Annotated in this window: 31 protein-coding genes; 7 read left to right on the top strand and 24 right to left on the bottom strand. The window is 66.4% G+C overall.

Features of this window, described 5'->3' with window-relative positions:
• Positions 1-20: 20 nt before the first annotated feature.
• Genes NQK81_RS35005 through NQK81_RS34995 form a run of 3 tightly spaced genes read right to left on the bottom strand, consistent with a single transcriptional unit; the run spans position 21 to position 1,564 of the window.
• Positions 21-992: a DUF8832 domain-containing protein gene (locus NQK81_RS35005; RefSeq protein WP_257484876.1), complete on the bottom strand. Its 972-nt coding sequence runs from the start codon at positions 990-992 to the stop codon at positions 21-23.
• Between the two features lie 52 nt (positions 993-1,044).
• Entirely contained in the window at positions 1,045-1,251 is a 207-nt protein-coding gene (locus NQK81_RS35000) for a heavy-metal-associated domain-containing protein (protein ID WP_257484875.1), read from the bottom strand.
• 31 nt (positions 1,252-1,282) lie between these two features.
• Positions 1,283-1,564 (bottom strand): metal-sensitive transcriptional regulator, encoded by a 282-nt coding sequence (locus NQK81_RS34995; RefSeq protein ID WP_257484874.1) that lies wholly within the window; start codon positions 1,562-1,564, stop codon positions 1,283-1,285.
• Between the two features lie 183 nt (positions 1,565-1,747).
• Here NQK81_RS34995 and NQK81_RS34990 point away from each other — a divergent pair, with 183 nt between their 5' ends.
• A complete protein-coding gene (locus NQK81_RS34990) occupies positions 1,748-2,029 on the top strand; it encodes a metal-sensitive transcriptional regulator (RefSeq protein ID WP_257484873.1) in 282 nt (93 codons plus the stop codon).
• A 51-nt stretch (positions 2,030-2,080) separates the two neighbouring features.
• Here NQK81_RS34990 and NQK81_RS34985 read toward each other — a convergent pair whose 3' ends face one another.
• Both NQK81_RS34985 and NQK81_RS34980 read right to left on the bottom strand, forming a co-directional pair.
• A complete protein-coding gene (locus NQK81_RS34985; RefSeq protein WP_257484872.1) occupies positions 2,081-2,302 on the bottom strand; it encodes a CDGSH iron-sulfur domain-containing protein in 222 nt (73 codons plus the stop codon).
• A 5-nt stretch (positions 2,303-2,307) separates the two neighbouring features.
• Positions 2,308-2,514 carry a heavy-metal-associated domain-containing protein gene (locus NQK81_RS34980; protein WP_257484871.1) on the bottom strand — a complete coding sequence of 69 codons (207 nt, stop codon included), beginning with the start codon at positions 2,512-2,514 and terminating at the stop codon, positions 2,308-2,310.
• Positions 2,515-2,795: 281 nt separating this feature from the next.
• On the opposite strand from NQK81_RS34980, the gene NQK81_RS34975 reads away from it, so the two are divergent.
• Both NQK81_RS34975 and NQK81_RS34970 read left to right on the top strand, forming a co-directional pair.
• Positions 2,796-3,350, top strand: coding sequence for a hypothetical protein (locus NQK81_RS34975; protein ID WP_257484870.1), 555 nt, complete (start codon positions 2,796-2,798; stop codon positions 3,348-3,350).
• Positions 3,351-3,392: 42 nt separating this feature from the next.
• Positions 3,393-4,325: a class I SAM-dependent methyltransferase gene (locus NQK81_RS34970; protein ID WP_257484869.1), complete on the top strand. Its 933-nt coding sequence runs from the start codon at positions 3,393-3,395 to the stop codon at positions 4,323-4,325.
• A gap of 48 nt (positions 4,326-4,373) precedes the next feature.
• On the opposite strand, the gene NQK81_RS34965 is transcribed toward NQK81_RS34970, so the two are convergent.
• On the bottom strand, positions 4,374-5,159 hold the full coding sequence (locus NQK81_RS34965) for a methyltransferase domain-containing protein (protein WP_257484868.1): 786 nt from the start codon (positions 5,157-5,159) through the stop codon (positions 4,374-4,376).
• A gap of 28 nt (positions 5,160-5,187) precedes the next feature.
• Between NQK81_RS34965 and NQK81_RS34960 the strand changes: the two genes are divergently transcribed.
• Positions 5,188-5,613: a MerR family transcriptional regulator gene (locus NQK81_RS34960; RefSeq protein WP_257484867.1), complete on the top strand. Its 426-nt coding sequence runs from the start codon at positions 5,188-5,190 to the stop codon at positions 5,611-5,613.
• Positions 5,614-5,734: 121 nt separating this feature from the next.
• Here NQK81_RS34960 and NQK81_RS34955 read toward each other — a convergent pair whose 3' ends face one another.
• The gene (locus NQK81_RS34955; RefSeq protein ID WP_257484866.1) at positions 5,735-7,108 is read right to left on the bottom strand and encodes an MFS transporter; all 1,374 of its coding nucleotides are present in this window, start codon (positions 7,106-7,108) and stop codon (positions 5,735-5,737) included.
• Positions 7,109-7,331: 223 nt separating this feature from the next.
• On the opposite strand from NQK81_RS34955, the gene NQK81_RS34950 reads away from it, so the two are divergent.
• Together NQK81_RS34950 and NQK81_RS34945 are read left to right on the top strand one after the other, a co-directional pair.
• Positions 7,332-8,102 carry a DUF8832 domain-containing protein gene (locus NQK81_RS34950; protein WP_257484865.1) on the top strand — a complete coding sequence of 257 codons (771 nt, stop codon included), beginning with the start codon at positions 7,332-7,334 and terminating at the stop codon, positions 8,100-8,102.
• A gap of 81 nt (positions 8,103-8,183) precedes the next feature.
• Positions 8,184-8,396, top strand: coding sequence for a hypothetical protein (locus tag NQK81_RS34945; protein ID WP_257484864.1), 213 nt, complete (start codon positions 8,184-8,186; stop codon positions 8,394-8,396).
• 468 nt (positions 8,397-8,864) lie between these two features.
• Here NQK81_RS34945 and NQK81_RS34940 read toward each other — a convergent pair whose 3' ends face one another.
• The 14 genes from NQK81_RS34940 to NQK81_RS34875 all read right to left on the bottom strand — a co-directional run bounded on the left by NQK81_RS34940 (position 8,865) and on the right by NQK81_RS34875 (position 19,879).
• A complete protein-coding gene (locus NQK81_RS34940; RefSeq protein ID WP_257484863.1) occupies positions 8,865-11,531 on the bottom strand; it encodes a LysM peptidoglycan-binding domain-containing protein in 2,667 nt (888 codons plus the stop codon).
• 44 nt (positions 11,532-11,575) lie between these two features.
• A complete protein-coding gene (locus tag NQK81_RS34935; RefSeq protein ID WP_257484862.1) occupies positions 11,576-11,980 on the bottom strand; it encodes a pilus assembly protein TadG-related protein in 405 nt (134 codons plus the stop codon).
• Positions 11,977-12,390 (bottom strand): hypothetical protein, encoded by a 414-nt coding sequence (locus NQK81_RS34930; RefSeq protein ID WP_257484861.1) that lies wholly within the window; start codon positions 12,388-12,390, stop codon positions 11,977-11,979. Before NQK81_RS34930 ends, NQK81_RS34935 begins: the two co-directional genes overlap by 4 nt.
• Positions 12,387-12,782, bottom strand: coding sequence for a hypothetical protein (locus tag NQK81_RS34925; protein ID WP_192742948.1), 396 nt, complete (start codon positions 12,780-12,782; stop codon positions 12,387-12,389). The genes NQK81_RS34930 and NQK81_RS34925 overlap by 4 nt, the downstream gene beginning before the upstream one ends.
• Entirely contained in the window at positions 12,779-12,997 is a 219-nt protein-coding gene (locus NQK81_RS34920; RefSeq protein WP_257484860.1) for a hypothetical protein, read from the bottom strand. The genes NQK81_RS34925 and NQK81_RS34920 overlap by 4 nt, the downstream gene beginning before the upstream one ends.
• Before the next feature lie 16 nt (positions 12,998-13,013).
• On the bottom strand, positions 13,014-13,880 hold the full coding sequence (locus NQK81_RS34915) for a type II secretion system F family protein (RefSeq protein ID WP_257484859.1): 867 nt from the start codon (positions 13,878-13,880) through the stop codon (positions 13,014-13,016).
• Entirely contained in the window at positions 13,877-14,731 is an 855-nt protein-coding gene (locus tag NQK81_RS34910; protein WP_257484858.1) for a type II secretion system F family protein, read from the bottom strand. The genes NQK81_RS34915 and NQK81_RS34910 overlap by 4 nt, the downstream gene beginning before the upstream one ends.
• Positions 14,724-16,064 (bottom strand): TadA family conjugal transfer-associated ATPase, encoded by a 1,341-nt coding sequence (locus NQK81_RS34905; protein WP_257484857.1) that lies wholly within the window; start codon positions 16,062-16,064, stop codon positions 14,724-14,726. The genes NQK81_RS34910 and NQK81_RS34905 overlap by 8 nt, the downstream gene beginning before the upstream one ends.
• Positions 16,054-16,950, bottom strand: coding sequence for a CpaE/TadZ family protein (locus NQK81_RS34900; protein WP_257484856.1), 897 nt, complete (start codon positions 16,948-16,950; stop codon positions 16,054-16,056). Before NQK81_RS34900 ends, NQK81_RS34905 begins: the two co-directional genes overlap by 11 nt.
• A gap of 7 nt (positions 16,951-16,957) precedes the next feature.
• Complete coding sequence (locus tag NQK81_RS34895) at positions 16,958-17,599, bottom strand: flagellar biosynthesis protein FlgA (protein WP_257484855.1); 642 nt, start codon at positions 17,597-17,599, stop codon at positions 16,958-16,960.
• Positions 17,592-18,257, bottom strand: a complete 666-nt coding sequence (locus tag NQK81_RS34890; protein ID WP_257484854.1) for a hypothetical protein — start codon at positions 18,255-18,257, stop codon at positions 17,592-17,594. The genes NQK81_RS34895 and NQK81_RS34890 overlap by 8 nt, the downstream gene beginning before the upstream one ends.
• Positions 18,258-18,481: 224 nt before the next feature.
• On the bottom strand, positions 18,482-19,054 hold the full coding sequence (locus NQK81_RS34885) for a hypothetical protein (RefSeq protein WP_225949296.1): 573 nt from the start codon (positions 19,052-19,054) through the stop codon (positions 18,482-18,484).
• A gap of 1 nt (position 19,055) precedes the next feature.
• Positions 19,056-19,715, bottom strand: coding sequence for a hypothetical protein (locus NQK81_RS34880; RefSeq protein WP_257484853.1), 660 nt, complete (start codon positions 19,713-19,715; stop codon positions 19,056-19,058).
• Positions 19,712-19,879: a hypothetical protein gene (locus NQK81_RS34875; RefSeq protein ID WP_257484852.1), complete on the bottom strand. Its 168-nt coding sequence runs from the start codon at positions 19,877-19,879 to the stop codon at positions 19,712-19,714. The genes NQK81_RS34880 and NQK81_RS34875 overlap by 4 nt, the downstream gene beginning before the upstream one ends.
• Positions 19,880-20,169: 290 nt before the next feature.
• On the opposite strand from NQK81_RS34875, the gene NQK81_RS34870 reads away from it, so the two are divergent.
• A complete protein-coding gene (locus tag NQK81_RS34870) occupies positions 20,170-20,553 on the top strand; it encodes a winged helix-turn-helix transcriptional regulator (RefSeq protein WP_257484851.1) in 384 nt (127 codons plus the stop codon).
• Here the strand turns inward: NQK81_RS34870 and NQK81_RS34865 are convergent.
• The 3 genes from NQK81_RS34865 to NQK81_RS34855 all read right to left on the bottom strand — a co-directional run bounded on the left by NQK81_RS34865 (position 20,550) and on the right by NQK81_RS34855 (position 25,595).
• Positions 20,550-23,222, bottom strand: coding sequence for an MFS transporter (locus NQK81_RS34865; protein ID WP_257484850.1), 2,673 nt, complete (start codon positions 23,220-23,222; stop codon positions 20,550-20,552). The genes NQK81_RS34870 and NQK81_RS34865 overlap by 4 nt on opposite strands.
• Before the next feature lie 208 nt (positions 23,223-23,430).
• On the bottom strand, positions 23,431-24,249 hold the full coding sequence (locus NQK81_RS34860; protein ID WP_257484849.1) for a class I SAM-dependent methyltransferase: 819 nt from the start codon (positions 24,247-24,249) through the stop codon (positions 23,431-23,433).
• Complete coding sequence (locus NQK81_RS34855; RefSeq protein ID WP_257484848.1) at positions 24,246-25,595, bottom strand: helix-turn-helix domain-containing protein; 1,350 nt, start codon at positions 25,593-25,595, stop codon at positions 24,246-24,248. The genes NQK81_RS34860 and NQK81_RS34855 overlap by 4 nt, the downstream gene beginning before the upstream one ends.
• Positions 25,596-25,660: the final 65 nt, after the last annotated feature.

Here is a 25,660-nt window from a genome sequence, read left to right as displayed (position 1 = left end):
ACTCCTTTTCGACGCTCGCGTCAGCCGTGTCCGCCGTGGCCGTCATCGGTCGGCGGTGGGGTGGGGTTCTGGGTTGTGGAGGGAGCCGGGACCGGGGCGGGGGTGCCCGTAGTGTCGACGGTGAACTCGGCGGTGCGGACCTTGCCCTGGTGCTGGAAGTCCAGGAACAGCCGGTACGTCCCCGCAGAGGGGACCTCGGCGAAGAAGGTCACCGTGGGGCCGGGTTTCGTGCGGCCGTCTCCGGGTTCACCGTCCGGGTGGACGTGCAGGTACGCGAGGTCGCCACCGCGCAGCGCCACCAAATGCCCGTACGCGCCCAGATACGGCTGCAGATCGGTCACCTCACGGCCGTCCTTGGTCACCGTCAGCGTCACCTTCGACGCCTTGCCCGGCGTCAGCTCGCCGTCCAGGCGGACCTGGTAGCCGTCGACATTCGCGACCCGCGACGGCCGGAACTCGACGGGTTCGAACTCCCCCGCCGCGGCGACGTCGACACCCAAGGTCGTGGCAGTCCCACCGGTCGGCTTGAAGTCCGCGAAGACGCGGTACGAGCCGGCCTGGGGAAGCGCGAGCGGCACCGTCCAGGAGCCGTCCGCCCCCATTTCGGGATGCACGTGCTGGAAACCCGCCGTGTCACGGCGGACGACGATCAGGTGCATCCGCTTCTCGTGCTCGACGTCGTAGCCGGTGACCGGCGCGCCGTCGGGCCCGAGGATCTTGAAAGAGAAGGGCTGGTTCGTCCCCGGCGTCAGCGTCGTGGTGGTGGGCGTGAGGGTGTAGCCGCCCCTGGACGACGCGAGCCCGCCGGGCTCGTCGGTCCGCGCCGCCTCCGCGACGGTGCCGCTGTGAGCGTCCCCATGCCCGGCGTCCTCGCCACCGGGAAGGCCGGCAGCGCCGGCGAAAGGACCGACAGCGGTGCCTGCGGCCCAGGCGCCACCGGCGACCAGGGCAAGCGCCACACCGTAGGCGGAGAGCTTCGCAACTGTGTTCATCGTGAAGTCCTTAGTGCGGGATGATCCCCGCCATCGGGAGCCGGACCGCGAATCAGGCGGTCAGCTCGTATCCGGCTTCTTCGACGGCCGCGCGCACATCCGCGACCGCGGGCTCCCGGGAGCCGGTCACGGTCACCGCGCCGGTGGGCAGATCCACCCGGACGTCGGTGACACCGTTGATCTTGCCGACCTCTTCGGTGACGGAACGGACGCAGTGGTCGCAGGTCATGCCGGTGACGGTGTAGGTGGTCTCGCTCATCGTGGTTCTCCTCCGATTTCGGTACGTGGTCTCAGGAACGGACCAGGCGGGCGATGACGTCGCTCGCCTCCTGGATCTTTTCGTCGGCCTCGGTGCCGCCCTTGGCGATGGCATCGGAAACGCAGTGCCTGAGGTGCTCGTCCATCAGCCCCAGCGACACCGACTGCAACGCCTTGGTGGCCGCGGACACCTGCGTCAGGATGTCGATGCAGTACTTGTCCTCTTCGACCATCCGCTGCAGACCCCGGATCTGACCCTCGATCCGCCGCAGCCGGGTCACGTATTCCTCTTTGCCTTGCGTGTATCCGTGCATCTCGACCTCCTGACTGGAACTCTACATACCCTAGGGGGGTAGGGCAACAGGCATACCCTGGTGACGTATGCCACGCCGCCTTCGGCCGCGTCCGCCTCACTGAAGCCCCGAAACCCGCCTGCGCGTGCGACTCCCGGCCGGGCATGATTGGGACGTCCGCGAATCCCGACTCGAGGAGTGAGCGTGGCCGATCACGGCGACGACAAGGAAAGCCAGCTCAAACGCCTGCGACGCGTCGAAGGGCAGATCCGCGGATTGCAGAAGATGGTCGAGGAGGACAAATACTGCATCGACGTCCTCACCCAGGTCTCCGCGGCGACCCGCGCCCTGCAATCGTTCTCCCTCGAACTCCTCGAGCAGCACATGGCGGGCTGCGTCGTAGCCGCCGCGGCGAAGGGCGGCCCCGAGGCGGACAGGAAGATCCGGGAAGCCTCCGAAGCGATCGCGCGCCTGGTGCGCTCCTGACCCGTCCACACAAACGAGCGGGCGGGTGACCTCACGTCACCCGCCCGCTTCTCATTCCGCCCTGGTCGCCGTGAACCCGGTCCGGACATGGGCTCCGTCGCAAAACGGCTTCTTCGCCGAATTACCGCACCGGCACAGCAAGTGCGTGCGGCCGGTCAGTTCGTATTCCTCACCTTCGTGGTCGACGAGCCGAACGGGCCCTTTCACCTGATACGGCCCGTTGTCCACGACCTTGATGACGGCGGTGGGTTCAGCCCCATTCGCCTCAGTCATCGCCGTCAGCCGACCACCTCATAGCCGGCTTCTTTGACCGCGGACCGCACCAGCTGCGCGTCGACCGGCCCCTCGCTCACGACGGTTACCTCGCCGGTCGCGATGTCCGCGTCCACTTCGCTGACCCCGGCGACACCGTTCACCGCCGTCGTCACCTTTGTCATGCAGCCCGAGCAAGTCATTCCCTTGACCGTGTACACGGTGGTGTCCATCAGCTCTCACCCTTCGGTTCGACATCTCGTTTCGCGGCGATCCCTCCGCCGTCACGCCGCCACACTAACATTACCCCCGTAGGGTATGCAAAGAAGTCGTTGCCCTTATCCCCCAACAAGGATTGGCCTCCCAAGTGCGCGCCGACGACGAGCAACGTCTCGACCCCACAGGTTCTCCGGTCATTTCCCACGAACAGGGACGCATGACGGGCCGTGTCCGACGAAGAAATCTGCTGCGCACGGCGGAACCACGACCTCGGCCAAGCCTCTAAACTGCCCTGGTGACCGCGGCCACCGAACTTCCCGCCGCGGTGCATGCCGCCCGTGGTGTCGTACTGGCCGTCGCAGCCGCAACCCTGGGTATGGCGGCTCAGGTCCTCGGCGATGGCACGGTTCCGAATGCCGGGATGGCCCTACTCATCGGCGGCTTGGCCGGTTCGGCCGGTCTCGCCGTGGCCGATCGCTGCCGAGGCGTCGTCGCGGCGATCGGCGCGCTGACGGCGGCGCAGCTCATCCTGCACGCCGTTCTGCTGGTGCCCTCACGCGTGACTCATTCGCATGTCGCGCCCGTTCTCATCGGTCTGAACCCGATGGTCGAGTTCAGCTCACACGTACTGGCGATCGTGTTGCTCGGGGTCTTGCTCACCCAAGCCGATACGGCCGTGCGGGCGCTATGCGGACTCGTATGGCGAACGATGCGCTGGGTGACGGCATCACTCACTCCGCCACGTGTCTTGCCCTGGACCCCACCCACTCGTGCGGTCGCGCCGAGTATCGCGACCGAAGTCCTCCTCCGTCGCTCACAGCCACGTCGCGGGCCACCAGCCACACGCTGAAGTACTCCCTACACCGTCGCTGCCACCAGCGCGCCTGCACTTATGCCGATCCGGATCGCAGTGTTCGAGCCTCCGCTCCACGCCCCGCATCGGACCACACCCGTGAAAGACTCAGCGAAAGGCTTCTCCATGCCCGGCAAACCAGCACCTGCCGACACGATCCGAAGACACTTCCCCACCTTCATCACCCGAGGCAAGCGGTTCGCTGTCACGGCAGAGGACATTCTCCAGCGCGCCTTGGTGGCAACTGGGCTCCGCCAGCCCGAATCGAGGATCTCCGCCGACGCCCAGAACTATTGGCGCCAGCCCTCCGGCCCCCGCTGGTCCGCCGACTCGCATTGGCGGGACTCATCGGCGTTTCGTGGCAACGACCTGTGGCAGAAGATCGGCCAGGAACACCTCGCCCTGTTCGAGGCAGGTGCTCGCATGACGGAGTTCGCCCGCCCCTGGAAGCGCGTCGTCGAATGGGGATGTGGCGGCGGCGCCAATGCCGTGCGCTTCGCTCCCCGTGCCGGTGAGTTCATCGGCGTCGACATCTCCACAGAGTCGCTCGCGGAATGCGGCAAGCAGGTCGCGAACGCCTGCGACACCCCGTTCCTGCCGGTGATCATCGAGGTGGCGGCGCCGGAAGCCGCGCTCGGCAAGATCGACGGCGAATGCGACGTGTTCCTGTCCTTCTACGTCTTCGAACTGATACCGACCCCGGAATACGGTGAGCGACTGCTATGCATCGCTCACGAACTCCTCGCACCGGGCGGGCTGGCCCTGATCCAGATCAAGTACGACGCCGGCACCTGGCGCACCAGACCTCGACGACGGTCCTACGCGAGAGGCCTGGCGGACATGACGACCTACCGAGTCGAGGAGTTCTGGCAGATCGCGGCCCGCTGCGGTTTCACCCCGGAAGCGGTTCATCTCGTCCCACGGAACGAACTCGACGAACGCTACGCGTATTTCTTCTTGTCCAAAAGGTGAACTCAGGTGCGGTCCATCGCGGGCTACACGATGGACCGCACCTGGTCGTCAAGGACGCGTGGCCGCGGCAAGGAACAGCGGAATAGCCACGAACAGGCGTCCGGCCTCGGCCCTGCGTTTTTGGTCGGCGATCCAGGTGCTGGCTTGGCCACGATCGACGGCGCCGGCAGCACAAGCCGACTCGGCGAACCCGGTCAGCATCGGCAGCATCAGCCCATCGGTGAAGATCGCGGTCCGCACGTCGATCGTGACGTCGGCGAACCCGCTGTCGAGCAGGAGATTGCGGTACCGACGCGCGGCGTGCGGGCTCGGGACCCCACCGGCGCGGGCATGGACGATCGTCCGCGTCAGTTCGGGGTCGCCGGAGTCGATGACGAAGGTGTCCCAATCCTGGCCGATGAGCACGATCCGGCCCCCGGGGGCCAGCACACGCCGCGCTTCGGTCACCGCGGCGGCGGGATCAGGGACGGCGTGGAACACCTTGTCCGCCCGATACCCCGCCACCGAACCGTCGTCCAGCGGCAACTCGCCGGCGCTGCCGAGACGGAACTCGTGTTCGGACCAGCGCCGACGGGCGACGGCGATCATCTGCGGATCCGGATCGATCCCGACCGCACGCATACCTCGGTCGCCGAGCTCGGCTACCGCGCGACCTGCGCCGCACCCGACGTCGGCAACCGCCTGTCCAGGAGCCAGAGCGAGGAGGTCGTAGGTGTCGGAGCGCAACTCGGCGGCGCCGGGCAGGTTGTCGACGACGTCCAGCATCCGTATCAAGGACTCGGTCGCGTCATCAGTGTGGGTGGTCTCGGGCTGTGTGCTCGTGTCGTTGGACATGACCGCCATGCTGCGACTTAATGGTGACATGAAGTCAAGCACGGCGGACTTGAGCATCGGCGAGGTCGCACAACGGTTCGGGCTGGCCACCCACGTGCTGCGGCACTGGGAGTCGATGGGCCTGCTCTCCCCCGCCAGAGCCACCGCGTCCCGCCGCCGCTACGGCTCCGACGACCTCTACCGGGTCGCGGTGATCCTCCGGGCGAAGGAAGCCGGGTTCGGCCTGGAGGACATCCGCGAGCTGTTCGACGCACGAGACCCGGCCACTAGGACCGGGCTCCTGCGCCGACATCGCACCGAGTTGGCCGCGCGGATCGCTGCGGCACAGGCCTCCCTGGAGCTGATCGACTGCGCCTCGGACTGCGACCACGAAGACATCGTCAGCTGCCCGCATTTCCAGGCCGTTGTTACCGCTCGGATCAGCCCGACATCCGCGCCGAACGCACGGGGTTGAAGCGCTCCGGTCGTTCGTCCGCTCGGAGCGGCCACGCACCTCGGCCACACTGACCAGAGTACTGGGGAATCTGGGGCGCCATCGCCGCCCTGGGCGACCCGATGATCTCCGGACGGCGAACTCAGATGGTGCGGACGCAGGCGCACTGGCCTGCCGCGAGCGTGCCCTCCGCAGCGTTCGCGGCTTCCCTCGTGGCGACCTCGGTCCCGCTGGAGGCGACAGCTGTCGCGGCGCGGCCTCCCGCTTCGGCCTTCCCGGTGTGTGACTGGACCGCCACTACCGTACGTTCGCCGCTCTCGGCCTTCACCTCGCGCCGCCAGACCGCCGGCGCGGTGACCGCTCCGATCGCCGCGAGGCCCGCCAGCACGGTCCACGCGGTCGTGAAGCCCGCGTTCGTGGCGACCCAGCCCGCGATGGGATAGGTGACCAGCCAGGCCAGGTGGGACAGCGAGAACTGGGCGGCGAAGACCTCGGGAATGCCGGCGGGATCGACCGTCCGGCGAAGCACCCGGCCGGTCGGCGTGATGATCAGCGCCATCCCGCCGCCGATCGCCACCCAGATCACCCCGGTCGGAAGTGTCGCGGCGACGCCCGCCGCGGACATCGTCACTGCCGCGCCTGCCGCGAGTACCAGTACCGCGGCACCGGTCAGCATCACGGACCGGTCCGCCACCCGGTCCAGGACACGCGGGAGGACGACGGCGACCAGCAGCGTCCCCGTACCGGACGCGGCCAGCATCCAGGCCACGTCGGATTGGGTTCCGTCGAGCACGTCGCGGACGTAGTTCACGGTGTTGACGACCACGATGGAGCCGACGGAGGCGACCACGAGGTTCAGTGCCATGACACCGCGCAGACTCGGAGTGGCCGCGAACGTGCGGATCCCCGACATGACCCGGTCCCAGGCGTTCGTGTGCGAGCTGGGGCGCGCGTTGGGGATGCGCGTGGACAGGACCAGCAGCGCGGACACCGCGAACCCGACGGAGGTGCCGAGGAACAGCAGGTTGAACGACATGAAGGTCAGCGCGACAGCCGCGAGCACGGGGCTCAACAGGCTCTCCATGGTGGAGGCCACCTGTGATGCCGACAGGGCTCGGGTGTAGTCGGCCTCCTTGGTCACGATGTCGGGGATGACCGCCTGAAAGGTCGGGGTGAACGCCGCCGACGCGGTCTGGAGCACGCCGATGAGGACGTAGATCTGCCACACCTCGGTGACGAACGGCAAGGCGATCACCACCAGCGCGCGCACCACGTCGAGGATGGTGAGGAACAAGCGCCTCGGCAGCCGATCGACGTAGGCGGCCGCGAGCGGTGCGACGACGACGTAGACGACCATCTTGATCGTCAGCGCGGTGGCGAGAACCGCACCGGCACGCGGACCCGCGAGCCCGTACGCGAGCAGCCCCAGTGCGACGGTGGCCAAACCGGTGCCGAACAACGCGATGATCTGCGCGCTGAACAGCCGCCGGTAGTCGCGTATCGCGAACAATCCCATGTCCGTCTCCTTCCAGGCAGCTCCCAGATACCCCCGGCGGGTATACACAGCGCACTGTTTATATAGGGACTGGGGGTATGAGTCAAGAGCCGATCGGCGCTCAGGCCGCAAATACCCCCTAGGGGTAGTGAGGGCTGAAACACATTGAACTTCGATCGCATTGGTGACACTGTTCCTGACATCGGACAAGACACCCCCCTGGGGTATGCGAAAGGGGATCACGATGAACACGGGAACGCACCACGCACACGGCCACCACGGACACGGCGGCGCGGGCGCCGTCGCGGAGGGGTTGCAGATCGCCAAGGACGGCTACGTCCTCGTTCCGGAGACACTTCGGCTGACAGCCGGGGAGGAGGTCGACTACCGGTTCCGGATTCTCGGGAAGGACGGCGCTCCGCTGACCGCCTTCGCCGAGACCCACGAGAAGAAGATCCATCTGATCGTCGCCCGCCGGGACCTCACCGGGTTCTGGCACCTGCACCCCGCCGAGCTGGGCGACGGTGTTTGGACAGTCCGGCTGAACCTGCCGGAGGCGGGTGAGTACCGGGTGTTCACGGACTTCTGGCCGGAGGGCGCGGACAAGGGACTCACGCTCGGCGCGGACCTGGCCGTGGCGGGCACCTACGAGCCGCGCCCGGTGCCGGAGCAGGCCACCGTCTTCGAGGTCGACGGCTACGAGATCGGCATCAAGGGTGACCTGCGGCCCGAGGAAACCAACCAGCTGGTGCTCGCGGTGCACCGCGACGGTGAACCGGTCACGGATCTGCAGCCCTACCTCGGCGCCTACGGGCACCTTGTCACGCTGCGACTGGGCGACCTCGCATACGTCCACGTCCACCCCGACGGCGCCCCCGGCGACGGCGAGACACAGCCGGGCCCGGAGATCGCCTTCCAGGCCCACGTTCCCGGCCCGGGAACCTACCGGCTGTTCCTGGACTTCAAACACGAGGACGTGGTCCGCACCGCCCAGTTCACCGTCGTCGCCGAGTAGCCCGCAGGGGTACGGCATGTTCTGTTGCCGCATTTGTCCACGCCGGTCCGTTTCCGCAGATGCCGTGGGCCGGTTCGGTCAGTGGTGATTCGTCGAACCGCCTCCGCTGAGCAGGTCCACGCCGACGACCTCGCCGCGGTGACCGAAGGCGAGCCATGCCTGCCCCCAGCCGTGCGCAGCGCCCCCTGGTCACCGTTCTGGCGGCTGGGGCTGCTGCGCATGTCGCCCGGCCGGCACGACGCCCTCACCGAATCACCGCCTGTCGAATGTTGCGCCCGGATCAGGGGCGGGTGAGGTCCGGCGCTGTCCCTGCTGCCCACGCCCGCTCCTGCGGCGGCGCGGGGCCACTGCGGGAGCGGGCGTGGCGGCATTCACGCGGTCTTCCCATAGCGGTAAGGACTCCTCCATTGAACACCGGAAAGTTTCCCGCACGCCCATTAGCACCAGCCGACGTTCCACCGGTCGATTTGGTATGACATGCCACCTCCCCAGAGAGTTGCCCAGATCTGAAGCCCACCGAAGTCGTGAATGTCGTATAGACCCTGCCCTTTGTTAGCGAACCGAAGGATCACACCGTGGTACCACAGCGGCGTGTTGTCCTGGATGATGCACTGGTAGCGCTCCTCGCGTGGGGACGCCGATACTTCAGTTCCACCAAATCCCACAGCGGCCGCACATACGAGACCAGCGATAAGAATTCTTGTCACGACAGACATGTTTCTCCTTGGATTCCCTCGCCTCCGAATGAAGGTGAGACCATGCCTATCGCGACGTATTCGGGTGAGTGCAAGGTAGATCCCGGGTGAGTCTGCCTTCACCGGGACCGAGCAGGGTTTCCACGAGTGCGGCGGATTCCTCTTCGAGGTCGACCTCGAGTGCACCCGCGATATCGACCAGCTTGTCCGCCGTGGCCTTTACGGCGGCAAGGTTTCCCGCTCGGTGCTCCACGTGAAGAAGGTCGCGATAGAGGAGTTCGCTCACTGGGTCGGCGAGGAGGCCTCGCAGGATCGCGCGCCGGCCCGCGGTTAGGTCACCGGCTTTCTGGCAGGTGTCGGCCAGAGCGTGGGCGACGTCGACGATGGCGTCGATCATTTCTCGCTGGTGCCAGGAGTTCCAAGCGTATCGGCCTGGGCCGATGTTGCTGAAGGGCATGCCGCTGACAAGTTCGAGCGCTGCTTCGAGGCGAGCCCGCTGATCTGGTCCGCCATGGTTCGGATCGGGCCTGGCGAGTTGCCGGAACTGATGCCAGTCACTGGTCATCGACTTCGACAGGCGGTAGCCACCTCCGTTGGCCTCGAGATTCGGGAGGTAGAGGTCGCCGTTTTCGTCGTGGCCGAGCCAGGTCCGCAGCCGGGAGATGTACCCCTGGCGGGTTGCCGCCGACCAGGGACGGGTGTCCGTCCCGAGCTGTCGCGAGATTTCGTCGGCGGTCGCGCCTGGGTGAAGGAGCAGGAACGCAGCGAGTTCCGTGAGCCGGTTGATCTTCTTGCCTTCGACCTTCGTCGGGTCGACGTTGTGCAATCCGACCGGTCCGAGGAGTCTCAGCTCGGGCCCAATTGCCGATCGCGGTTCGAATGGAACATCTGGATAGTCGTCTGCGGGCACCTGTTCGGCCTTGACCTCGGCAGTCAGTGTCGCGATGAGTTCTTCTGCCTGATCGACGGTCAGGCGCTGAAGCTCGACTTCGACGCCGAGGTCGTGGATCACCGTGGACTTCGCGGAAACATCGACCTTCCAGCCATCCGGGGCCGCCGCGCCCGCGGCAACCACAGCAGCAAGGCACTCATGCTGCTCCACGTCGAAAGGATCAGCGGACAGGATGACGGCCGTTGACAACTCCGCCCCGGAGAGCTCGTCCGCCGAATTGAAGTGACGGAAGCGCTCTGGATTGTTCGCGGCGGTTGAATGACCGAAGCCGACCATCGCCACGGGGACGGACTTGGACCAAGCAGACGTCGCCAGTTCCCAGGCCATGGCCAACAGGACAGGCTCGATTTCTTCCTCAGCGCCGTCGAGCGTGATCGTGCCGATCTCCGCGAGGTTGACCATGACAAGGTCACGGCGAGGATCGTGGCCGACGGTGACAAGCGCTGGATATGGTGCCGGCACGCTACCCAGCTCATTTACATCTAGCGACTCGGTGAAGGATTCGCTGTTTTCGTGCGGGTACAGGACCACACCACGGCTGCCTACGACCGCGGACCGGACGGCGGGCAGCGAGGTGCCCTCCTCGCGGGTGCGATAGGCGAGACTGCGTAGCGCGACGTCGAGAGCTTCGGCGGTGGCAGGTTCTTCGGATTTCCTGAGTGCGGTCTCCAGATCTGTGGGCGGTGGGCGGCGGATGCGTTGTCCAGGACGACGACGGCGTTGAGCGAGCATCCTGTGCCGCGCGAGCCTCGCCAGAACGCCGGCGGCAAGAAGCCCTCCGAGCCCGACGGCGACGAGGGGTACGACGCTGTCGTCGCTCTCAGGAGCGACCTCGACGGGCGCCGGAGCAGGGGGCGGCGCTGGCACTCGCTCCGGCAAAGGCGAAGTCGGTTCCGCGGGCCGGGCAGCTGGCGGTGCCGGCTCTGGCCCACAGCCAGGTGGAGCGATCTGAGCCGAAGTCGAGCCTCCAGACGCTGCTCCCCCACCGTGTGCAGGCGTTGCCGCTCCGGGAAGTTGGAGGACATCGCCGGGATAGATCCGATCCGGGTCGTCCAAGACCCGGCCGCCAGGCAGTGGCCGACCTCGGTTGAGTTCGAAGATCTCGACGTACCGGGACGCGGAGCCGAGGTGCTTCTGAGCGATCTGAGTCAGCGTGTCACCTGCGCCGACGACGACTTCGACGCACTGCGACTCGGTAGGCAGCGCGAGACGCCAACCGGGCTTGATCAAGTCGACGCTTCGGAGAGCCGCCCCGTCTGCCTGACGTCGGCCCCGGTTCAGATTGAAGATCTCCTGGTAGCGACTCTCGTCGCCGAGCTGCTCAGCCGCGATGCTCATCAGCGAGTCGCCGGGAACAACCGTGTACCCGTCGGCCACCGGAGGATCGGCGTCCTCCGCGGCCTGGGGGCTTCTCTGTTCGGAGACCTGCGGGGCGACGATGCTGGCCGGGGCAGCAGGCTGCGACGCCTCCGCAGCCGTCGTACCGACCACCAGACCGAAGAGGACACCGGCTACGAGTCGTTGAGCCCAGCGGAATCCGGGCAATCGCGGCGCTGCTACTCCATGCGCGAGTGCGACGCATTCGAGCACGACGGCGACGACGAGCTGCAACCAGGCGATCACCCCGGCCACCGCCACCACGAGCAGGAAGACCTGACCGGTGTCTCGCTCGGTGATCCAGCCGACGACATCGGGGAAGGCCGGCACGTGGTCTGGCAGGAATGCCGACTTGAACGTCCAAAGGAGGAGCGGTGGCCCGACGATGAGCAGAGCGAGTCCCATGACTCCGAGGAGGATTCGCACGAGCCTTCTCATAGCGATGCTCCCTATCCGTCGGAGACCAGATCGGCGGCGCCGTGGCCGCGCACGGAGAACTCGGATACTCCGATGATGCTGAGGAAGATGGTGGTTCTGGTGATCGTGGTGTCGACGACGATTCGGTTGCCCTGTACGGCAACGGTTCCGGCAGTGCCCGTCGCTGCTAGGTAGCGCTCTGCTTCGGCGACGGCTTGCTGCGGGTTGACGTCTGCGACCTGGCCGGTGGCAAGAGCCTGAACGCGGAGTGCCTGTCCAGCTGCACGCGCGGCTTCCTCGGCGACCGACGTCGCCTCGGAATGGGCTTGGGCCTTGCGACTGCCGTCCACCGCCCACCCGACCGCGATGATCAGGGCGATACTTAATCCGACCAGCCACACCGAGACGGACCCGCGTTCACCACGCAAGCGGATCATCGACGGGCTCCGTAGCGATCAATGGGTGATCGGAACTCGGAAGCAGCGAGTCGGGAACCCGGGATCATGAGATCGCCGAACGTGATCTCACAGCTGATGGTGGCGATCACGTAGCCGGTCTCGCCCAGCGGCTTGCCGAAGTCTCGAGCATCGACAGCAATGTTGAGGTTGTCGCAGTTCAAGCCCTGCTGAGCGATGACAGCTCGCGCCCGCGCCTCGGCTACCGACGCCGCAGCATGGCCGTCGCGGGCAAGGGAAGCCGCGCGTGCGGCAGAGCGAGCTGCCTCGTCCACCGCGGATTCCGCAGTGATGACCCGCATCCCGACCAGCGCGAGTCCGAAAAGGACGATCAGAGCCGACACGCCGATCACGACTTCGATGTTCACATCGCCGCGATCCCCACGCTTCATGGTGTCAACTGCTCGATCGGCCCAGACGCACGCTGGCTCACCGAGAACCGCGCGAACGGTATGAGCGAGGCGGCCTCGGCACTGACGATGACGGTGACGTTCCGGCCGTCGCTGGAGGCATCGGCGTTCACATTGGACAGCCAACTGCCGGTCACCCGGCTGACATAGTTCTGGGCGTGATGTTCAGCGGCCGCCAAGTCGACGGGCGGCAGCCGCTCGGCGTTGACGCCGTCCCGCGCCGCTTCCAAGGCCACGTTCCGTCCCAGGAAAAGCACAATGACTTGCAAGACTAACCACGTGACCAGGAGAAGTGCTCCCAGGCCGAGGATGGCCGACACGTTCTCGTCGCCGCGCTCGCCGGTCAGCTCGGCGGTGCGGCGCCGGAGGTTCATTGCCCTCCGATCAGTGGGAGCTTGCCGTTCACGAAGGCCGTGACCGCCCCGGCGATCGCGGTGGCCAGCACGAGGCCGAGTACTGCGTAAATGGCTTTGGTGATGTTCTCGTCGCCGCGCTCACCCTCACGGGCAAACTTCGCTCCGCGCTTCTGCAAGGCGGTTCCGATCGTGAGTACGGCGATCTGCAGGTGAGCCACCGCTGTTTTGAGCATGGACTTCTCCTCTGTTTCAGGTACCGAGCATCGTGAAGATGCCGGGGAAGGCGAGAAAGACGATGAACGCCAGGCCCATCACGGCGATCGGCATGTCCATCCGATCCGAACGGATCGACGAACCGGTCTTCTGGTCCGCCAGGCCTTGCTGGGCAATCGATGCCGCTTTCGACCGCAGGGTGTCGGCGATGCTCGCTCCGCCCTCGCTCGCGCTGGTGATGATGTGGCCGAGATCCCTGAGTTCACGGACACCCAGCTCGTCGGCGAGGCGCTCAAGACCCTCCCACGGCATCCGGCCGCGCAGCGACGCTTCGTTCATCGCCAGCCGGATCCTGTGGAACGCCCAGCCTTCACCCAACGAAGCCGGGTAGCGCATCGCTTCGACCGGGCCGCGGTCACCGAGACGCCCGAGCGCGACGAGGTGCGCGTAGGCGACCAGAGCCCCTCGGAACGCGGCCCGTGCTTTCTGGGCCTTAGAGCGCAGCAGGAGCCGCGGAAGCGTCCAGCCGAATGCCGCCGTGCACAGCGACATCAATCCTGTCAGGACAACGGGTGCCCCAGCGCCGACGACAGCAAGTACGACGCTCGTCAGCGGAACCGCCAGGGCTCCTGTGGACGCATAGCCGATGCGTTTCAGCATGAAGGACTCGCGTGTCTGGCCGACAAGGTCGAGATCTGCGGTTGGCGTCCTCGCTCCGCAGCGGTCGGCGACCCGGATCACGGCTCGTAAGGCCGGATTCAGCGACGAGCTGTCCGAAACGACAGGCGGACCGTTCAGGACATCGCTTAGCCGGAGACGTCCAGGCACGCATGCCGCGACGATCAGTGTCGTGCCACCGGCGATTCCCAGCGCCAGCAGGATGAGTTGGCCGAGCGTGCTCATGTCCGCCGCCGAGTCCGTGCGGAGAGGAACCGGGCTGCCGGCGGCTCGAGGCCCAACTGACGCAGCCATACCGCGGAGGCACCTACCAACCCGAGCACCACAGCCAGGACAACCTGCCCGACCGGCGTGGCATAGGCCGAGGTGTACATCGAGCTACCGAAGAGAGCGATCCCCACGAACATCGCCGCCCAGATGCCGAGCAGGACCCGCGCGGTAGACCTCCTCCGGGCCCGTTCGGACTCCGCGGTCCGGCGAGCGACGATGTCCTCGGCAACCTGGCGAGCGAGCGCACGCAGCAGGCCGGCGACCCCTGAACCTTGGCGGTATGCGACGCAGAGGCCGGCCACGGCGGCGTCTCCGATCTGGTCGTCGATGTCGTCGGCGAACTCGAGCAGGGCTTCCTGTACGTCCCAGGTCCGCAGGCGATGTGCCAGCGTGGTCAGCTCGCGGGCGAGGCACGTCGGCGCTTCGCGAGTGGAGCTCTGTATGGCGCTGACGAGTCCAGTGTTGCCCGCCGCCATGACGTCGCTGAGACGACGCAGCCAGCTTTCCAGGGCTTCTAGTCGCTCGATGCGCTGCTTGGCGATCGCTCCCGCTGAGAAGAGCCAGGGCAGGAAGACGATGAAGACCGTGATGGCCACCCCGGCGATCGGCCAGCCGGAGACGAGCCAGACCAGAGCGCCGGCTGACAGTGCGAGTGGTCCTCGCCAACGGAGGCCACGATGCCGCCGGAGTGCCTTTGGCTGGAAGATAAGCCTTCGCCGTTGGCCGACACCGAACGCTCCGGCGACGACGAGCGCCAGACCGCCGACGAGACCGACGCTGAGCAAAATCAGCACGAGTTCAGGCATGGGCCCACTCCCCATCGCTGCCACAGGTCAGCCAGTTCCGGTCGAACCCGGCGCGCTCGTAGTCCTCGATGTCGGTCGGCAGATTCCCGGTAGGAACCGACCGGCGACCTGCAGCACGTTGGAAGAGATATGTCCGCGCTGGTCGCCCATACTCACCGGCCTCGACGGAGACGATCTCGGCAACGTAGCGATCGAGGCTATTACCGTCAGCGACGAGCTCCACATGCACGATGAGATCGATCGCATGTGCCACGGTTTCGTGCGCCAGCTCGGGTGTCCATGCCGAGTTCCCCTCAAGGCAGAGGCGGGCCATTCGGTTGATGGCGTCCCCCGCGTTGCGGGCGTGCATGGTGGAGAGCGAGCCCGATCCGCCCGTCGAAAGCGCGTCGAGCATCGGGATGATCTCGCGACCGCGGACCTCGCCCACGATCGTGCGCGTGGTGTGCATGCGCAGCGACTGCCAGACCAAGTGCGACAGGTCGGCGACGGTACTGCCGGACCGCTCCGAATTGCCGATCCGTTCCTCGAACGCGACGACGGCCGGAAACCGATCGCGATGCCGGTGCAGGCCGAGTTCGAACTCGGTCTCCAGTGTCGCGAACCGTTCGTCCGGAGGGATCTCCCAGCAGAGGGCCCGCAGAAGCGTCGTCTTCCCCGCCCGCTGCCTGCCGCACACGACGATGTTCTTCTCCGCTCGCACCGCCGCGCGGAGGAGTGCGAGTTGCGCCGTCGAGATCATCCGCCGCTTGCGGAGGTCCGCCAGCCCGGTCTTGGACAGCCGATGCCGCCGGATGGAGACATGCGGACGGTCACTGACCTCGATCGTGGCGGCCAGGCGTTCCCCGCCCGGTAGCTCCATGTTCAGCAGCGGTGACGTGCTGTTGATGGACCGCTCGGTCCGGCCGTGACGGGCGGCAAGTCGCTGCAACCAGCGAAGCAAGGCATCGTCGGTCGGTGCGATCCGGGGTGCCCGCATGACCGTGCCGTCCGCGTAGGACAGCCAGACGGGCTCATTGCCGATGATGTCGATGTTCTCGACGCCTTCGTCCGCCAGCAACGGTTCCAACCGTCCCAGGCCGAACATCTCCGCCATCACTGCCTGCTTGACGAACCACTCCTTGCCGGGATCAAGGAACGGCCTGCCTCGGCCAGCCCACTCCTTGATCGCAGCCGAGAGGACTTCGTCGATCAGTTTTCCTGCGAGCGCACGCTCGAAACTTCCCGATTCCGGCTCGCTATGGCGTGCCATCTCTTCTTCGACCTGCTTCGCGAGAGCCTGTTGGACACGATCGACAAGCTCGTCCGCTCCCGCGAAGTCCTGCTCAACCAACATGGCGGTCCCCCTCGCCAGCAGAGGCGGCAGGCCGCGGAACGGAGGGCGGTGGCGGCCTCCGCACGAGCTCACGTCGTGGCCTCTCTTGCCTGGCGGGTGCCTGCTCGGGAATCGCCCGCCCTCGAAGCCTTCGCGACCGAGTGAAGGCTCGCTTGCCGATTTCGAAGCCGAGCTTCCGGGACGTCTCAAGCAACGACGAGGTCTCGAAGCGTTTTCCTGGCCTGAACGTGTCCGTGAACTGCGTGGCGGAGGACGGATCCCACGGCATCTCACCGACAACCGGCAGACCGAGTTTCGCGAACTGCCTCTCGATCTCCTTGAGTGGAAACCCAGTGGCAGCAGCCACAACAACGACCACCAAGCCGTCGTCCGCTGTACCGAGCAGGCCGATCTCCTCGCGAATCAAGTCCACAGAGGACGCCAGAGCTCGGAGCGAATGCCGGTCGTTGCGTACGACCAGCACCGTCAGGTCTGCGTTCCCCAGGACGGCATGCGGCATACCGCGAGAACGGAGCCGACCACAGTCTGCCAGGACGTCGACCGACTCCCAGGTCCGGAACGCCAGCGCCAGTCGCTGCCATTGCAGGCTTTCCGCGATCCGAGTCGTTTGCGGCCCAGGCAGGAGGAAGTGTCGTCCGGTGCCGTCCGGCAGCGTGATCGCCTGCTGCCACAACGCCTGCGGCAACGGCATCGTCCGCGCGGCCAGCATCGCCTCGAACATCCCTCGGTGGCCGAGCGAACCGCCCGGGTCGAACACCGCCAGCGCCTGGCCGCCGGACGGATCGCACTCCGCGGCGACGGCGTGGCGCGGCCAAGCCCACGTCAAGGCCAGCGTCGCGGCCGACGTTCCCGGACTTCCGCGTAGGGAAGTGAATGTGATCAGCATGGTTCGCTCAACTCCCCGGCAGCAGAACGATCGCGACCGTGCCCACGGATCCCTTGGTCGCGAGCTTCGGGCCCTGGTGCTCGGCCACGACGACGTCGACAACGCGGAGTCCGGTCTGATCCCGCTCCCCGACGCGGACGACCGTCCCTTGCACCGGTTCCCAGGTTTCGGTCACTGCGCCGCTCTGGCCGGAAGGAACGAGGAGAACAGGCTTCAACGGCTCCAGCGGAGTCGCCGGGAGCTGAGCCGGCTTGACGGCGATACCCAGCAGTTGCTCTCCCGGCCTTGGCGGGAGCTCTCCTTCAACGGCCTGCGCGGTCAGCACGCTCCCCGGCCAGAGATTCGTCGTGGCCTTCCGCCCGATGAACTGCGACCGGTCCTTCCACAGCACTGGCGTGAGGCCAGGATCAGGTCGGACCTGGACCTCCCGCACGGAGTTGTCGAGTACGACCTGCCCAAATCGGACAGGAGCAGCGACACCGACCGCGGCGATCGTCGTGTCGACGTTCCGGTAGATGAAGACGGTCCCGGTCGCGCACAGCGCAGCCAGTACGAGACCCACGAGGATCAGCAACTTCGAGGGGCGCCGTCGAAGTGGCCGGACCTCCGGCGCGAGCGGCGGCTTCTCGAGTTGAGCCGAGTCATTCATGGCCGTCCTCCCCGGAGTTCAGCGTGCGGATTTCGCGGACGGGCAACCTGGCACTCGATGTCAGGTCCATCGCCTCGGAATCGGACATCCCACCGCCGGACCAGCTGATCTCCCAGTGACCGGTCGCCGCGATCGAGAAGGCGCCGGAAGAGGCCCTCGTCAGGTAGACGTGCCCGCAGTCAGGTGACGCGAGACCAGCTCTGTCTTCGGTGAACGGCGTGCCTGGTCCAGCGCAAGCTTTCGTCGCTCCGTCGCCCATCGACCAGGAGATGCGGGCGAGCTTGGCAGTGGCCGTCACGCTGACGGTTCCGGCGGTTGCCGTCCGGGTGACCGGACCGGTGGTGGCCTCGCTTCGTGCGCTCCACATCCACACCGGAAAGCCGATCGTGGCTCCATATGGCGAACCGGCGGGCGGCGCCAGCCTGATGTCGGGCGCGGAGAGTCCCATCTGGTCGATCGCCTGTCGAGCGAGTTCGGCGGGCGAAACCTGCGGGGCAACGGGAGCCTCAGCTCCATTGGGCACGTAAGCCACCCGAGCGTCGCCGGGATACCCACCACCGGGCCCGCCGACGCCGCAGATCATCACGACCAGCCGCCCCTTCGACGGGTCCTTTCCCGCCCACATCGGGTCGCCGCCCGCCGGCTGGGGAATCGCCATCGGAACGCATTGCGGAGCAGGTCCGGCGCGCTTCCCCAAGCTGGCTGGTCCGGTCCCTGGCTGGCCTCCCTCGCGGCCCGGCCGGCCGGGATCCGTCGCACCGACCCAGCAGGTCCCGCGCACCCCTGAGGATTGGCAACCACCTAGGCCTGGCTCCGGGCCAGCCCACGCCGCCGCGGGGTTGACCATCGCGGTCACCAGCAGGGCCGAGCCGATCGTATTCGTCAGCATGGCTTCTCCAAGGCGGCTTCGACGACCTGGACCAGCCACCGGTCGTCCAGGCTGGCGTATCGGACTACCTCGGCACGGAACTCGTACCGCCGCGGCTGGTCCGGGTTGTCGAGAACCCGCCCCTGCTCGCCCGGCTTGTCGCTGACCAGATGGAGTCCAGCCCGATCCAGGCAGTCGGTGATCTTGACCCTCGGGTCGCGCTCGTCGAGCGACACCGCGGTCACCGCAGGGGAACGCCGATAGTTACCTTCCATATGCGACGGCACGGAGGCCAGGTTCTGGATTTCCGCGAGGTGACGCGTCAACTCTGGGTCGACGAGATACTCGCCCAGCGCTGAGCGCCAGTCCTTCGATTGCGGCGCCTTCTCCGCAGCGGTACTGACGCGCCAGTAGCCTTCGTAAGCATCAAGCGCTTTCTGCTTCGCCACGTCCTCAGCTGTCGGGACGTGGCTGGATGTCGGGGGTGCCGGAGGTGTGGCCGACGTGGCCGAGGGCGGGTTTCCAGTTTCGCTGCACGCGGCCGTGGTGGCCGCGAAGAGCAAGACGATCACGAACTTGGACTTCATTTCATGCTCCCCTGAGGCTGATGATCACGGACCCACTGGCCGCGGCCAGAGCCGGACCGATGTGCTCGGAATCGACGATCACGTCGACCACGACCGTCCCGTCAGAGTCAGGTGACCCGACTCCAGCGACCCTGGCGACGAACGCGTTTCCCGCCGACGGGAGCGAGTCACAGGGCAGCGGTTGCGGCAGAGGCGACACACAGACCCGCGCATGCGGCCAAAGGGGCTGACTCGGTCGGTTGCCGGCTTCGACCCGCAGGCCGACTACCTGAAATCCGGTTCCCGGCACGCCCTCCGGTATGAGGCTGGCCGCGGCGAGGAGCGTCCCCTTCTGAAGGCCGACGACGGGCGCGCGACCGATGACAGCGGCTCGGTCGGCCGCTCGGATGAAGCGGACGTCGTGGTCAGGGACCAGGTCGACAGCGGCTAGGTCTGCTTCGGTGAACGGCTGAGTCGCGCCGACATCCCTAGCGAGCACAAGCGCGGGCACCGTCCTGTCTCTGAGGACCGCGACGAGATGGACGATGACCAGAGCGAACCCCAGGGCGACGACCACCGTGGCGAGGTTGAGCCAACGCGACGAACTCTTCGACGGCGGCCTCGGATCGGACACACGTCGTCGAGCCTTCCTCAAGCGCTCGGTGAAATCGGTGACGGTCATCCTCCGACCTCGGCATCCAGGTCGGAGAGATCCACCTGCTCGATGACGCGCCGCCAGATCCGGCACTCGTCACACCAGACGTACCGGCTCAACAGTTCTTCATCTTCTTCGCCCGCGGGGAGCTTCGCTCGATCACCGCAGTCGAGAACGTATTCGGCTGACATCCGGCCTCCCTCCGTGGACCTATCTGAAGGCGAAGGCCGGCTGGAACTGCCCGAGGCGCTTGCGAGTTCCTCGAGCGAGGGGAGGTTGTCCAGCCGGCCTTCGTTTCTTTCTCCTGCGTCGCCAGGCAGTCCGTTCCTGGCAAATCAGGAATACCGCTTTCCGGTCCGGTGAGGGCAAGCTCAACACCGGGTGAGCCTTGGCTCATCAGGGGCTTTGTCACTCGTCCGGGTGTAGGAATAAGTAGAATTGCTCGCGCGCAAGCGGTAGTGAATCGTGTTAGCTGGTCGGTATGGACGGGTGGGAAATGCCGTACCGGCACAGCGTTCAGATCGCCTTGGATCTCTTGAGAGGCAGGTGGACCGTCGCCGTCTTGGCCGGGCTTGCTCGCGGCGAAACGCAGTTCAAGGAACTGCTGGCCGCGATCAACGACGTCGAAAAGCGCACCGACCGAGATCGCATGCTGTCGAATCGAGTACTGAGCGACACTCTTCAGCGCGCTCGCGAGGACGGTCTCATCGAACGGCACGCCGCATCGGGCAACTTCGCGACAGTCTCTTATGTACTCACCCCGACGGGACGCTCGCTGCTCCGCGCCGTCCGGCCGCTGGCCGAGTGGGCTCAGGTTTATCAAGCGGACCGCCAAGCTGACGGGGCCGACCGCCGAGGCGCTTAATACGCCCTGGCGGATGACGTCCGGCGAGGATCCGGGATCAACGAACGAACCCTGTCTCGGCCCGCGTCCTTCGCCGCGAAAAGGACGTTGTCCGCCGCCACGAGCACGTCGTTGAGGGTTGCACCCGCTTCCGGATAGGAAGCTACGCCAATTGAGACACTAAGGCGCAAATCACCCAATTCGCCATCGAACCTCATCCCGCGAACCGCCTCGCAGACGCGGTCCGCGATGCCGACCGAGGCCGCCGTATCAGCGCTCGGCAGCAGAACGACGAACTCTTCTCCTCCGAATCGCGCGGCGATGTCGTACGACCGAATGTTTTCGACGATCGCCTGTGCGATCTCGCGCAGGACCCTGTCTCCGGCAAGGTCTCCGTAGGTGTCGTTTACCGACTTGAACTTGTCGACATCGATCATCAGCACGCCGATCGGCGCATGATGATGCCGAGCTTTGGCCACCTCGTTCTCCGCGAGAGTCTTCCACGTCTCCGCGTTGAGCAAGCCGGTCTTCCTGTCCGTCGTCGCCGCGGCTTCGAGCTGCCGAACGAGAACGCTGCGCGTCAGCACATACAGCGGCAGCATGACGAAGACCAGCGCGAGCGGATGCCAGACCATCAACAACGTGACCAGGACGCCGACGCACAATGTCGCGAATTCGAGGCTGTTCTCGCTCCAGCTGCCGACCAGTGTCCCGACCGAACGCTTGCCAGGCGACAACGCGATCACCCCGGCGACCAATGCCGAGTTCACCAGCCAATAGCAGACGACCACCACGGCCAGACCCAACAGGGCGCCGTCGTCGATGCGTTCGAGGGCTTGGACAGACGGGAGCCAGCGGGCCACCGCGATGGCCGAACAACAGGAGATGACCACCGAACTCGCGCTGAACACCACCCGGTAAAGGCACATACCGGACACTCGACGCCAGCTGCGCCACCACATGTGCCCATAGAGGATGACCGCGATCGCCGCCGCCAAAGCCGGCGTGACCAGCAAGGCCGCCGCGAGTGTCCAGACCGAGCTCATGTTGACGTGCGGAGTATCTGAGAACCGGCGCCGCATCTGCTCGACAGCCCGGGTCACTTCCGCCGCGAGGAGACCGAGCACCACGAGGACACCGAACCGGAAGAGATCGGATCGGTTCACCGGCGTGAACCCGTCCAGCAGAAGCGTGAAGACGACCGCGACGATCTCGACTGCCAGAACGAAGGTGATCACCCGTCCCTGCAGCGACCAGAGCTTCCACCGTGTGACATTCCAAATACGTTCTGTATCACCGGAGGCCTCCCTGGTCACATTGGAGGCCCTGACCTGCATACTTGAGTCGCTTGCGTCCCCAGGCGGTCCTCCGGCGGACGCCGTCGTCGGGGTGTTCTCAGCGGGTGGGCCGTCCAGGCAGTCCGTTCGCTGGGAGGAGGGTTCATCGATGACCAACAAGGACTGGTGATCTCGCGCGTCCTCATTCGCTGCACCACGCTCGCTCCCGGCTCGCCGCCGGGAGCGGGTAAGGGCCCAGAGCACACTGATCCCCGCCGCCGCTCCGATCACGACAGCGCCCGCGGCGGCAACAGCTCTAAACGGCCCGAGCTGCTGGGCGGCCAGCCCGCCGCCCAGGATCGCGACGCCCTGCGAACACTGCAGGCACGTCGACATCCGACCCATCACTCCCCCGCGCCGAGCATCCGGCACCAGGTCGACCACGACGGTCTGCACCTGGATGAGGAAGGCGGTCGAGACGGCACCGGACGCTGCCCAAAGGACGATCGAAGTGACCACTCCCGGTTCGAAGACACAGGCGGCGAGAGGCAGGCCGGCCACCACCGCGAACAGCAACGCGGTGAGCGGCGTAGCGGGCAAGCGAAACCGCGTGGTGAGCCAGGCACCGATGGCGCTTCCCAGCGGGTCGGCAGCGAGCAGCAAGCCGATGCCGAAGGCGGAGATCCCCAGCGCGTGTCCGTACGGCACCGCCAAGCCCTCGGGCACGACGTAGACGCCCACCAGCAGGACCAGGGCGTAAAGCAGGAACCACGTTCGGGCAGGTGCTTGCGCCGGCTGCTCTTTCTCGATGTCGGTTCGGCTGACCGACCTCGACGACACGCCCTTGAGGATGATCACGGCGCTCAGCACGAAAGTGCCCGCATTCACCAGCATTCCAAGATGCGGTTCGATCAGCGTCAGCACGAGCCCGCCGGATCCGAAGGCGACCACCTGAGCGACCTGACCGGTGAACTGCCGCACTGCGAGCCCGGCCGGGAAGTCCTCGCGTCCGAGGACCTGCGGCAGTAACGCTGACTGCGCCGCTTTGAACGGGCCCGCCGCCGCGCTGAGCACCGCGACACACCCCCACAGCACAGGCAGCGGTAGCCCTGGCAGTGCCATCGCCGCAGCGAGGACCGCGCGAACGACGTCAGTGACAACCAGGACGGCTCGCCGAGGATAGCGGTCGGCGAGACCGGACAGCAGGAAGCCGCCGAGCACGGATGGGATGAAGGTCAAGGCGTACGTCAACGCGGTCAACGCCGCGGACGAGGTCTCCTTGAACACCAGCAACGACAACGCGACCCGGGCGATCTGGTCGCCGCCGATCGACAGCAGCTCGGCGACCCAAAGCGCCCGGAATTCCGGGTTCCGCAATGGCACGGCAAAGCCGGCACGGCGGCGCTCCGCCATATCCGTTCCCCCTACACGCAACTCCCAGGCGACAACTCAGCATGCGGTCGCGCAGTCACGCTCCCGCCGGACTGACCATGCCGGGTCGTTCGTCCCTCTCCCGAAACTCACGGTATGCCCGGAGTGTCGTCAGGTGACCACGATCAGCGACTTTTCGCCCGTTTGTAGTACCTGACTACCCAAGGTGATCAACTTGTGAGTTGCCTGGTCAGGGGAGCTTTCGAGCGACGATGACGCCGCCGCGGCACGAGATCGTGAACTCGCCGTACCGGTCGATATGCCGGACGAGCAGCTCTTGTGCACGGTCGATCGTCGCCTCGAACGGAACGCCGCCTTCGTCAGCCCAAGCCCGATACGAACGGAGGTGCGCAAGCACAGGATCGGGCTCGCGGACAGTGATCACACCGGGAAGGTCGACCGTGGTGACCTGCTCGAAGTACGGTTCGAGGAGGCGAGGCGCGTCTTCGAGCGCGAACCGTTCGCTGAGCGCCACCCGCCTCGGCCCGTTGTCGATGCCGAGGACGTCGCCGGCGGCCGCTGACCAGAGGTCGTCCAGCTCGCCCTTGTCGCTGTGCGCGTTCGTCGAGACGAACGCGAGGCCGCCGGGAACGAGCGCCCGGCGGATCTCTTCGAGCGCCGCAGGCAGGTCGGCGACGTGGTACAGCATGTGCAGCGCCAGGACGACGTCGAACCGTCCTGACACGAAGGGCAGCGCCGCCGCGTCCGCCGCTACGGTCGGCTGCGGCAGGGGCGCCAGGATTCCCGGCGAGATGTCAGCTCCGATGACGAGCGCCTGCGGACGCTCACGCCGGATGCGGTCGAGGAACTTCCCGTTCCCGCAGCCCAGGTCGAGCACGCTCGTCGCCGATGGCGGCAGATGTTCGAGGACGATGCCGGGCAGGTCGTAACGCGGCTGCTGCCAGCTGTACAGCGACTGCCGTGCGGCGAGATCGGCCTCGTCCTTGTACGCACTTCCAGCGAGCTTGGCACGGCTCGTCGTGTCCACGCCCTCAGGTCGCGACGTCACTTCGTGACCACCGTCGATCCCGGCGGAAGGGCGGGTGGCGGCGCGCAGAACTCCCGGATCTCGTTGCGCAGCCCTTTGGCGCGAGCCGTTGTGAGGTACTTCGTGGAGCTCAATCGATCTCCGATGTCGCGGGCCCTCTTGACGATGCTGGCCGTTCGACGCACCTGAGGCGCGGCGAGAACGGGAACCAGGAACGACTGCGTGGCGTCGAGATCGCCCAGGACCATATGTGCGCCAGCCAAGTCGAGGCGGGCAGCGAAGATGTCTCCCGCGGAACGATCGGCGGGGGCCGCCGCCTGATAGACGTCGAGCGCGAACTGCGACTTTCCGATGGCCTGTTTCGCTAGTGCCGGACTGCTCTTCAAGGTCAGCAGAGTGGTTCCGGCGTACACCGACTGCTTCGCCGCGGGAAAGGTGAAGACGCCGGAGTACTCGTCCATGGTCGCGTCGGCGCGCGCGGTCTCCGCGACATCAAGCGCGGTCAGCGTTCCCTGTTCGTCACCGCGTGCCGCGCAGGCCCGCGCTTCAAGACTCGCCAGACGAGCTCCAGTCGTTCCACGGGGCCGGAACAAAGCACCTTCCCGTGCCCGTTCGACAGCGTCCTCGAGCCGGTCATCCCAGTAGGCGATCAGGCTCTGGAGCGCCTTGATCCAGCCGAGCATGTCCTGATGTCCGGCGAGTTTGGCGTACAGCCACGCGGTCTGCGCGTGGATGTCGGCGGCGCGGTAGTCGCCGAGGTCTAGCGACACGTGTGCCTGCAAGCCGCCGAGCCTGCTCGCATGCAGATAGAGGTCACGAAGCTGGTTCGGGATCCGGTTGCTGTCGAGCAGCCGGAAGACCTCGTGCCGTAGCTCACGAATTTCAGCGAAAACGTCGACCAGCGGCCGGGAGATGTAAGCCGCGGCGATCCTGCGGATCTCGGAATCGAACTGCTCGACGGCCTCGTTCGTCGTTCCCGAAGACGCGATCATGCGCGCAGTCCGCGCGGCATCGCGTGCGTCCTCGGCGACTGCCTGCCGGCTGAGCTCAGCATCTTCAACCCCTTCTGGCGAACTGGTCAAGACCGTAACTCGCCCCGTGCGACGACGAACCTGTTGCTCCTCCTTGGCTTCACGCCAAAGCGCACACAGCCACCCTGCTGCACCAAGGGCCTGATCGAGCGCTTCGACGAGGTTCTGCGACGGAAGATTTCCACCGGCCCGCTCGGCCATGGAGACGTAGTTCCGGGTGTAGCCCACCCGCTCACCCAAGCCGGACTGACTCAGGTCGGCCGCGCCCCGGAGCCGCTTGATCTCCCCAGCGAGACGAGCTTGCGCCGTCTCGGCGGTGACACTCTCGTCGGCCATGTGGTCTCCGGCTCTACCAGGGGGTAAATGAGGGTAAATACCAAACGTAGCGACGTTACCCCGTT

Origin of the sequence: Amycolatopsis roodepoortensis (genome assembly GCF_024628825.1) — a bacterium.
Classification (GTDB): domain Bacteria; phylum Actinomycetota; class Actinomycetes; order Mycobacteriales; family Pseudonocardiaceae; genus Amycolatopsis; species Amycolatopsis roodepoortensis.
This window is presented reverse-complemented; position numbering and strand designations above follow the sequence as displayed.

Excerpts from the sequence above, each read along its gene's own strand:
- NQK81_RS35005 (WP_257484876.1), bottom strand. The coding sequence starts at position 992 with ATGAACACAGTTGCGAAGCTCTCCGCCTACGGTGTGGCGCTTGCCCTG.
- NQK81_RS35000 (WP_257484875.1), bottom strand. The coding sequence starts at position 1,251 with ATGAGCGAGACCACCTACACCGTCACCGGCATGACCTGCGACCACTGC.
- NQK81_RS34995 (WP_257484874.1), bottom strand. The coding sequence starts at position 1,564 with ATGCACGGATACACGCAAGGCAAAGAGGAATACGTGACCCGGCTGCGG.
- NQK81_RS34985 (WP_257484872.1), bottom strand. The coding sequence starts at position 2,302 with ATGACTGAGGCGAATGGGGCTGAACCCACCGCCGTCATCAAGGTCGTG.
- NQK81_RS34980 (WP_257484871.1), bottom strand. The coding sequence starts at position 2,514 with ATGGACACCACCGTGTACACGGTCAAGGGAATGACTTGCTCGGGCTGC.
- NQK81_RS34970 (WP_257484869.1), top strand. The coding sequence starts at position 3,393 with ATGCCGATCCGGATCGCAGTGTTCGAGCCTCCGCTCCACGCCCCGCAT.
- NQK81_RS34965 (WP_257484868.1), bottom strand. The coding sequence starts at position 5,159 with ATGTCCAACGACACGAGCACACAGCCCGAGACCACCCACACTGATGAC.
- NQK81_RS34960 (WP_257484867.1), top strand. The coding sequence starts at position 5,188 with ATGAAGTCAAGCACGGCGGACTTGAGCATCGGCGAGGTCGCACAACGG.
- NQK81_RS34955 (WP_257484866.1), bottom strand. The coding sequence starts at position 7,108 with ATGGGATTGTTCGCGATACGCGACTACCGGCGGCTGTTCAGCGCGCAG.
- NQK81_RS34950 (WP_257484865.1), top strand. The coding sequence starts at position 7,332 with ATGAACACGGGAACGCACCACGCACACGGCCACCACGGACACGGCGGC.
- NQK81_RS34940 (WP_257484863.1), bottom strand. The coding sequence starts at position 11,531 with ATGGGACTCGCTCTGCTCATCGTCGGGCCACCGCTCCTCCTTTGGACG.
- NQK81_RS34935 (WP_257484862.1), bottom strand. The coding sequence starts at position 11,980 with ATGATCCGCTTGCGTGGTGAACGCGGGTCCGTCTCGGTGTGGCTGGTC.
- NQK81_RS34930 (WP_257484861.1), bottom strand. The coding sequence starts at position 12,390 with ATGAAGCGTGGGGATCGCGGCGATGTGAACATCGAAGTCGTGATCGGC.
- NQK81_RS34925 (WP_192742948.1), bottom strand. The coding sequence starts at position 12,782 with ATGAACCTCCGGCGCCGCACCGCCGAGCTGACCGGCGAGCGCGGCGAC.
- NQK81_RS34920 (WP_257484860.1), bottom strand. The coding sequence starts at position 12,997 with ATGCTCAAAACAGCGGTGGCTCACCTGCAGATCGCCGTACTCACGATC.
- NQK81_RS34915 (WP_257484859.1), bottom strand. The coding sequence starts at position 13,880 with ATGAGCACGCTCGGCCAACTCATCCTGCTGGCGCTGGGAATCGCCGGT.
- NQK81_RS34910 (WP_257484858.1), bottom strand. The coding sequence starts at position 14,731 with ATGCCTGAACTCGTGCTGATTTTGCTCAGCGTCGGTCTCGTCGGCGGT.
- NQK81_RS34905 (WP_257484857.1), bottom strand. The coding sequence starts at position 16,064 with ATGTTGGTTGAGCAGGACTTCGCGGGAGCGGACGAGCTTGTCGATCGT.
- NQK81_RS34900 (WP_257484856.1), bottom strand. The coding sequence starts at position 16,950 with ATGCTGATCACATTCACTTCCCTACGCGGAAGTCCGGGAACGTCGGCC.
- NQK81_RS34895 (WP_257484855.1), bottom strand. The coding sequence starts at position 17,599 with ATGAATGACTCGGCTCAACTCGAGAAGCCGCCGCTCGCGCCGGAGGTC.
- NQK81_RS34890 (WP_257484854.1), bottom strand. The coding sequence starts at position 18,257 with ATGGCGATTCCCCAGCCGGCGGGCGGCGACCCGATGTGGGCGGGAAAG.
- NQK81_RS34885 (WP_225949296.1), bottom strand. The coding sequence starts at position 19,054 with ATGAAGTCCAAGTTCGTGATCGTCTTGCTCTTCGCGGCCACCACGGCC.
- NQK81_RS34880 (WP_257484853.1), bottom strand. The coding sequence starts at position 19,715 with ATGACCGTCACCGATTTCACCGAGCGCTTGAGGAAGGCTCGACGACGT.
- NQK81_RS34875 (WP_257484852.1), bottom strand. The coding sequence starts at position 19,879 with ATGTCAGCCGAATACGTTCTCGACTGCGGTGATCGAGCGAAGCTCCCC.
- NQK81_RS34870 (WP_257484851.1), top strand. The coding sequence starts at position 20,170 with ATGGACGGGTGGGAAATGCCGTACCGGCACAGCGTTCAGATCGCCTTG.
- NQK81_RS34865 (WP_257484850.1), bottom strand. The coding sequence starts at position 23,222 with ATGGCGGAGCGCCGCCGTGCCGGCTTTGCCGTGCCATTGCGGAACCCG.
- NQK81_RS34855 (WP_257484848.1), bottom strand. The coding sequence starts at position 25,595 with ATGGCCGACGAGAGTGTCACCGCCGAGACGGCGCAAGCTCGTCTCGCT.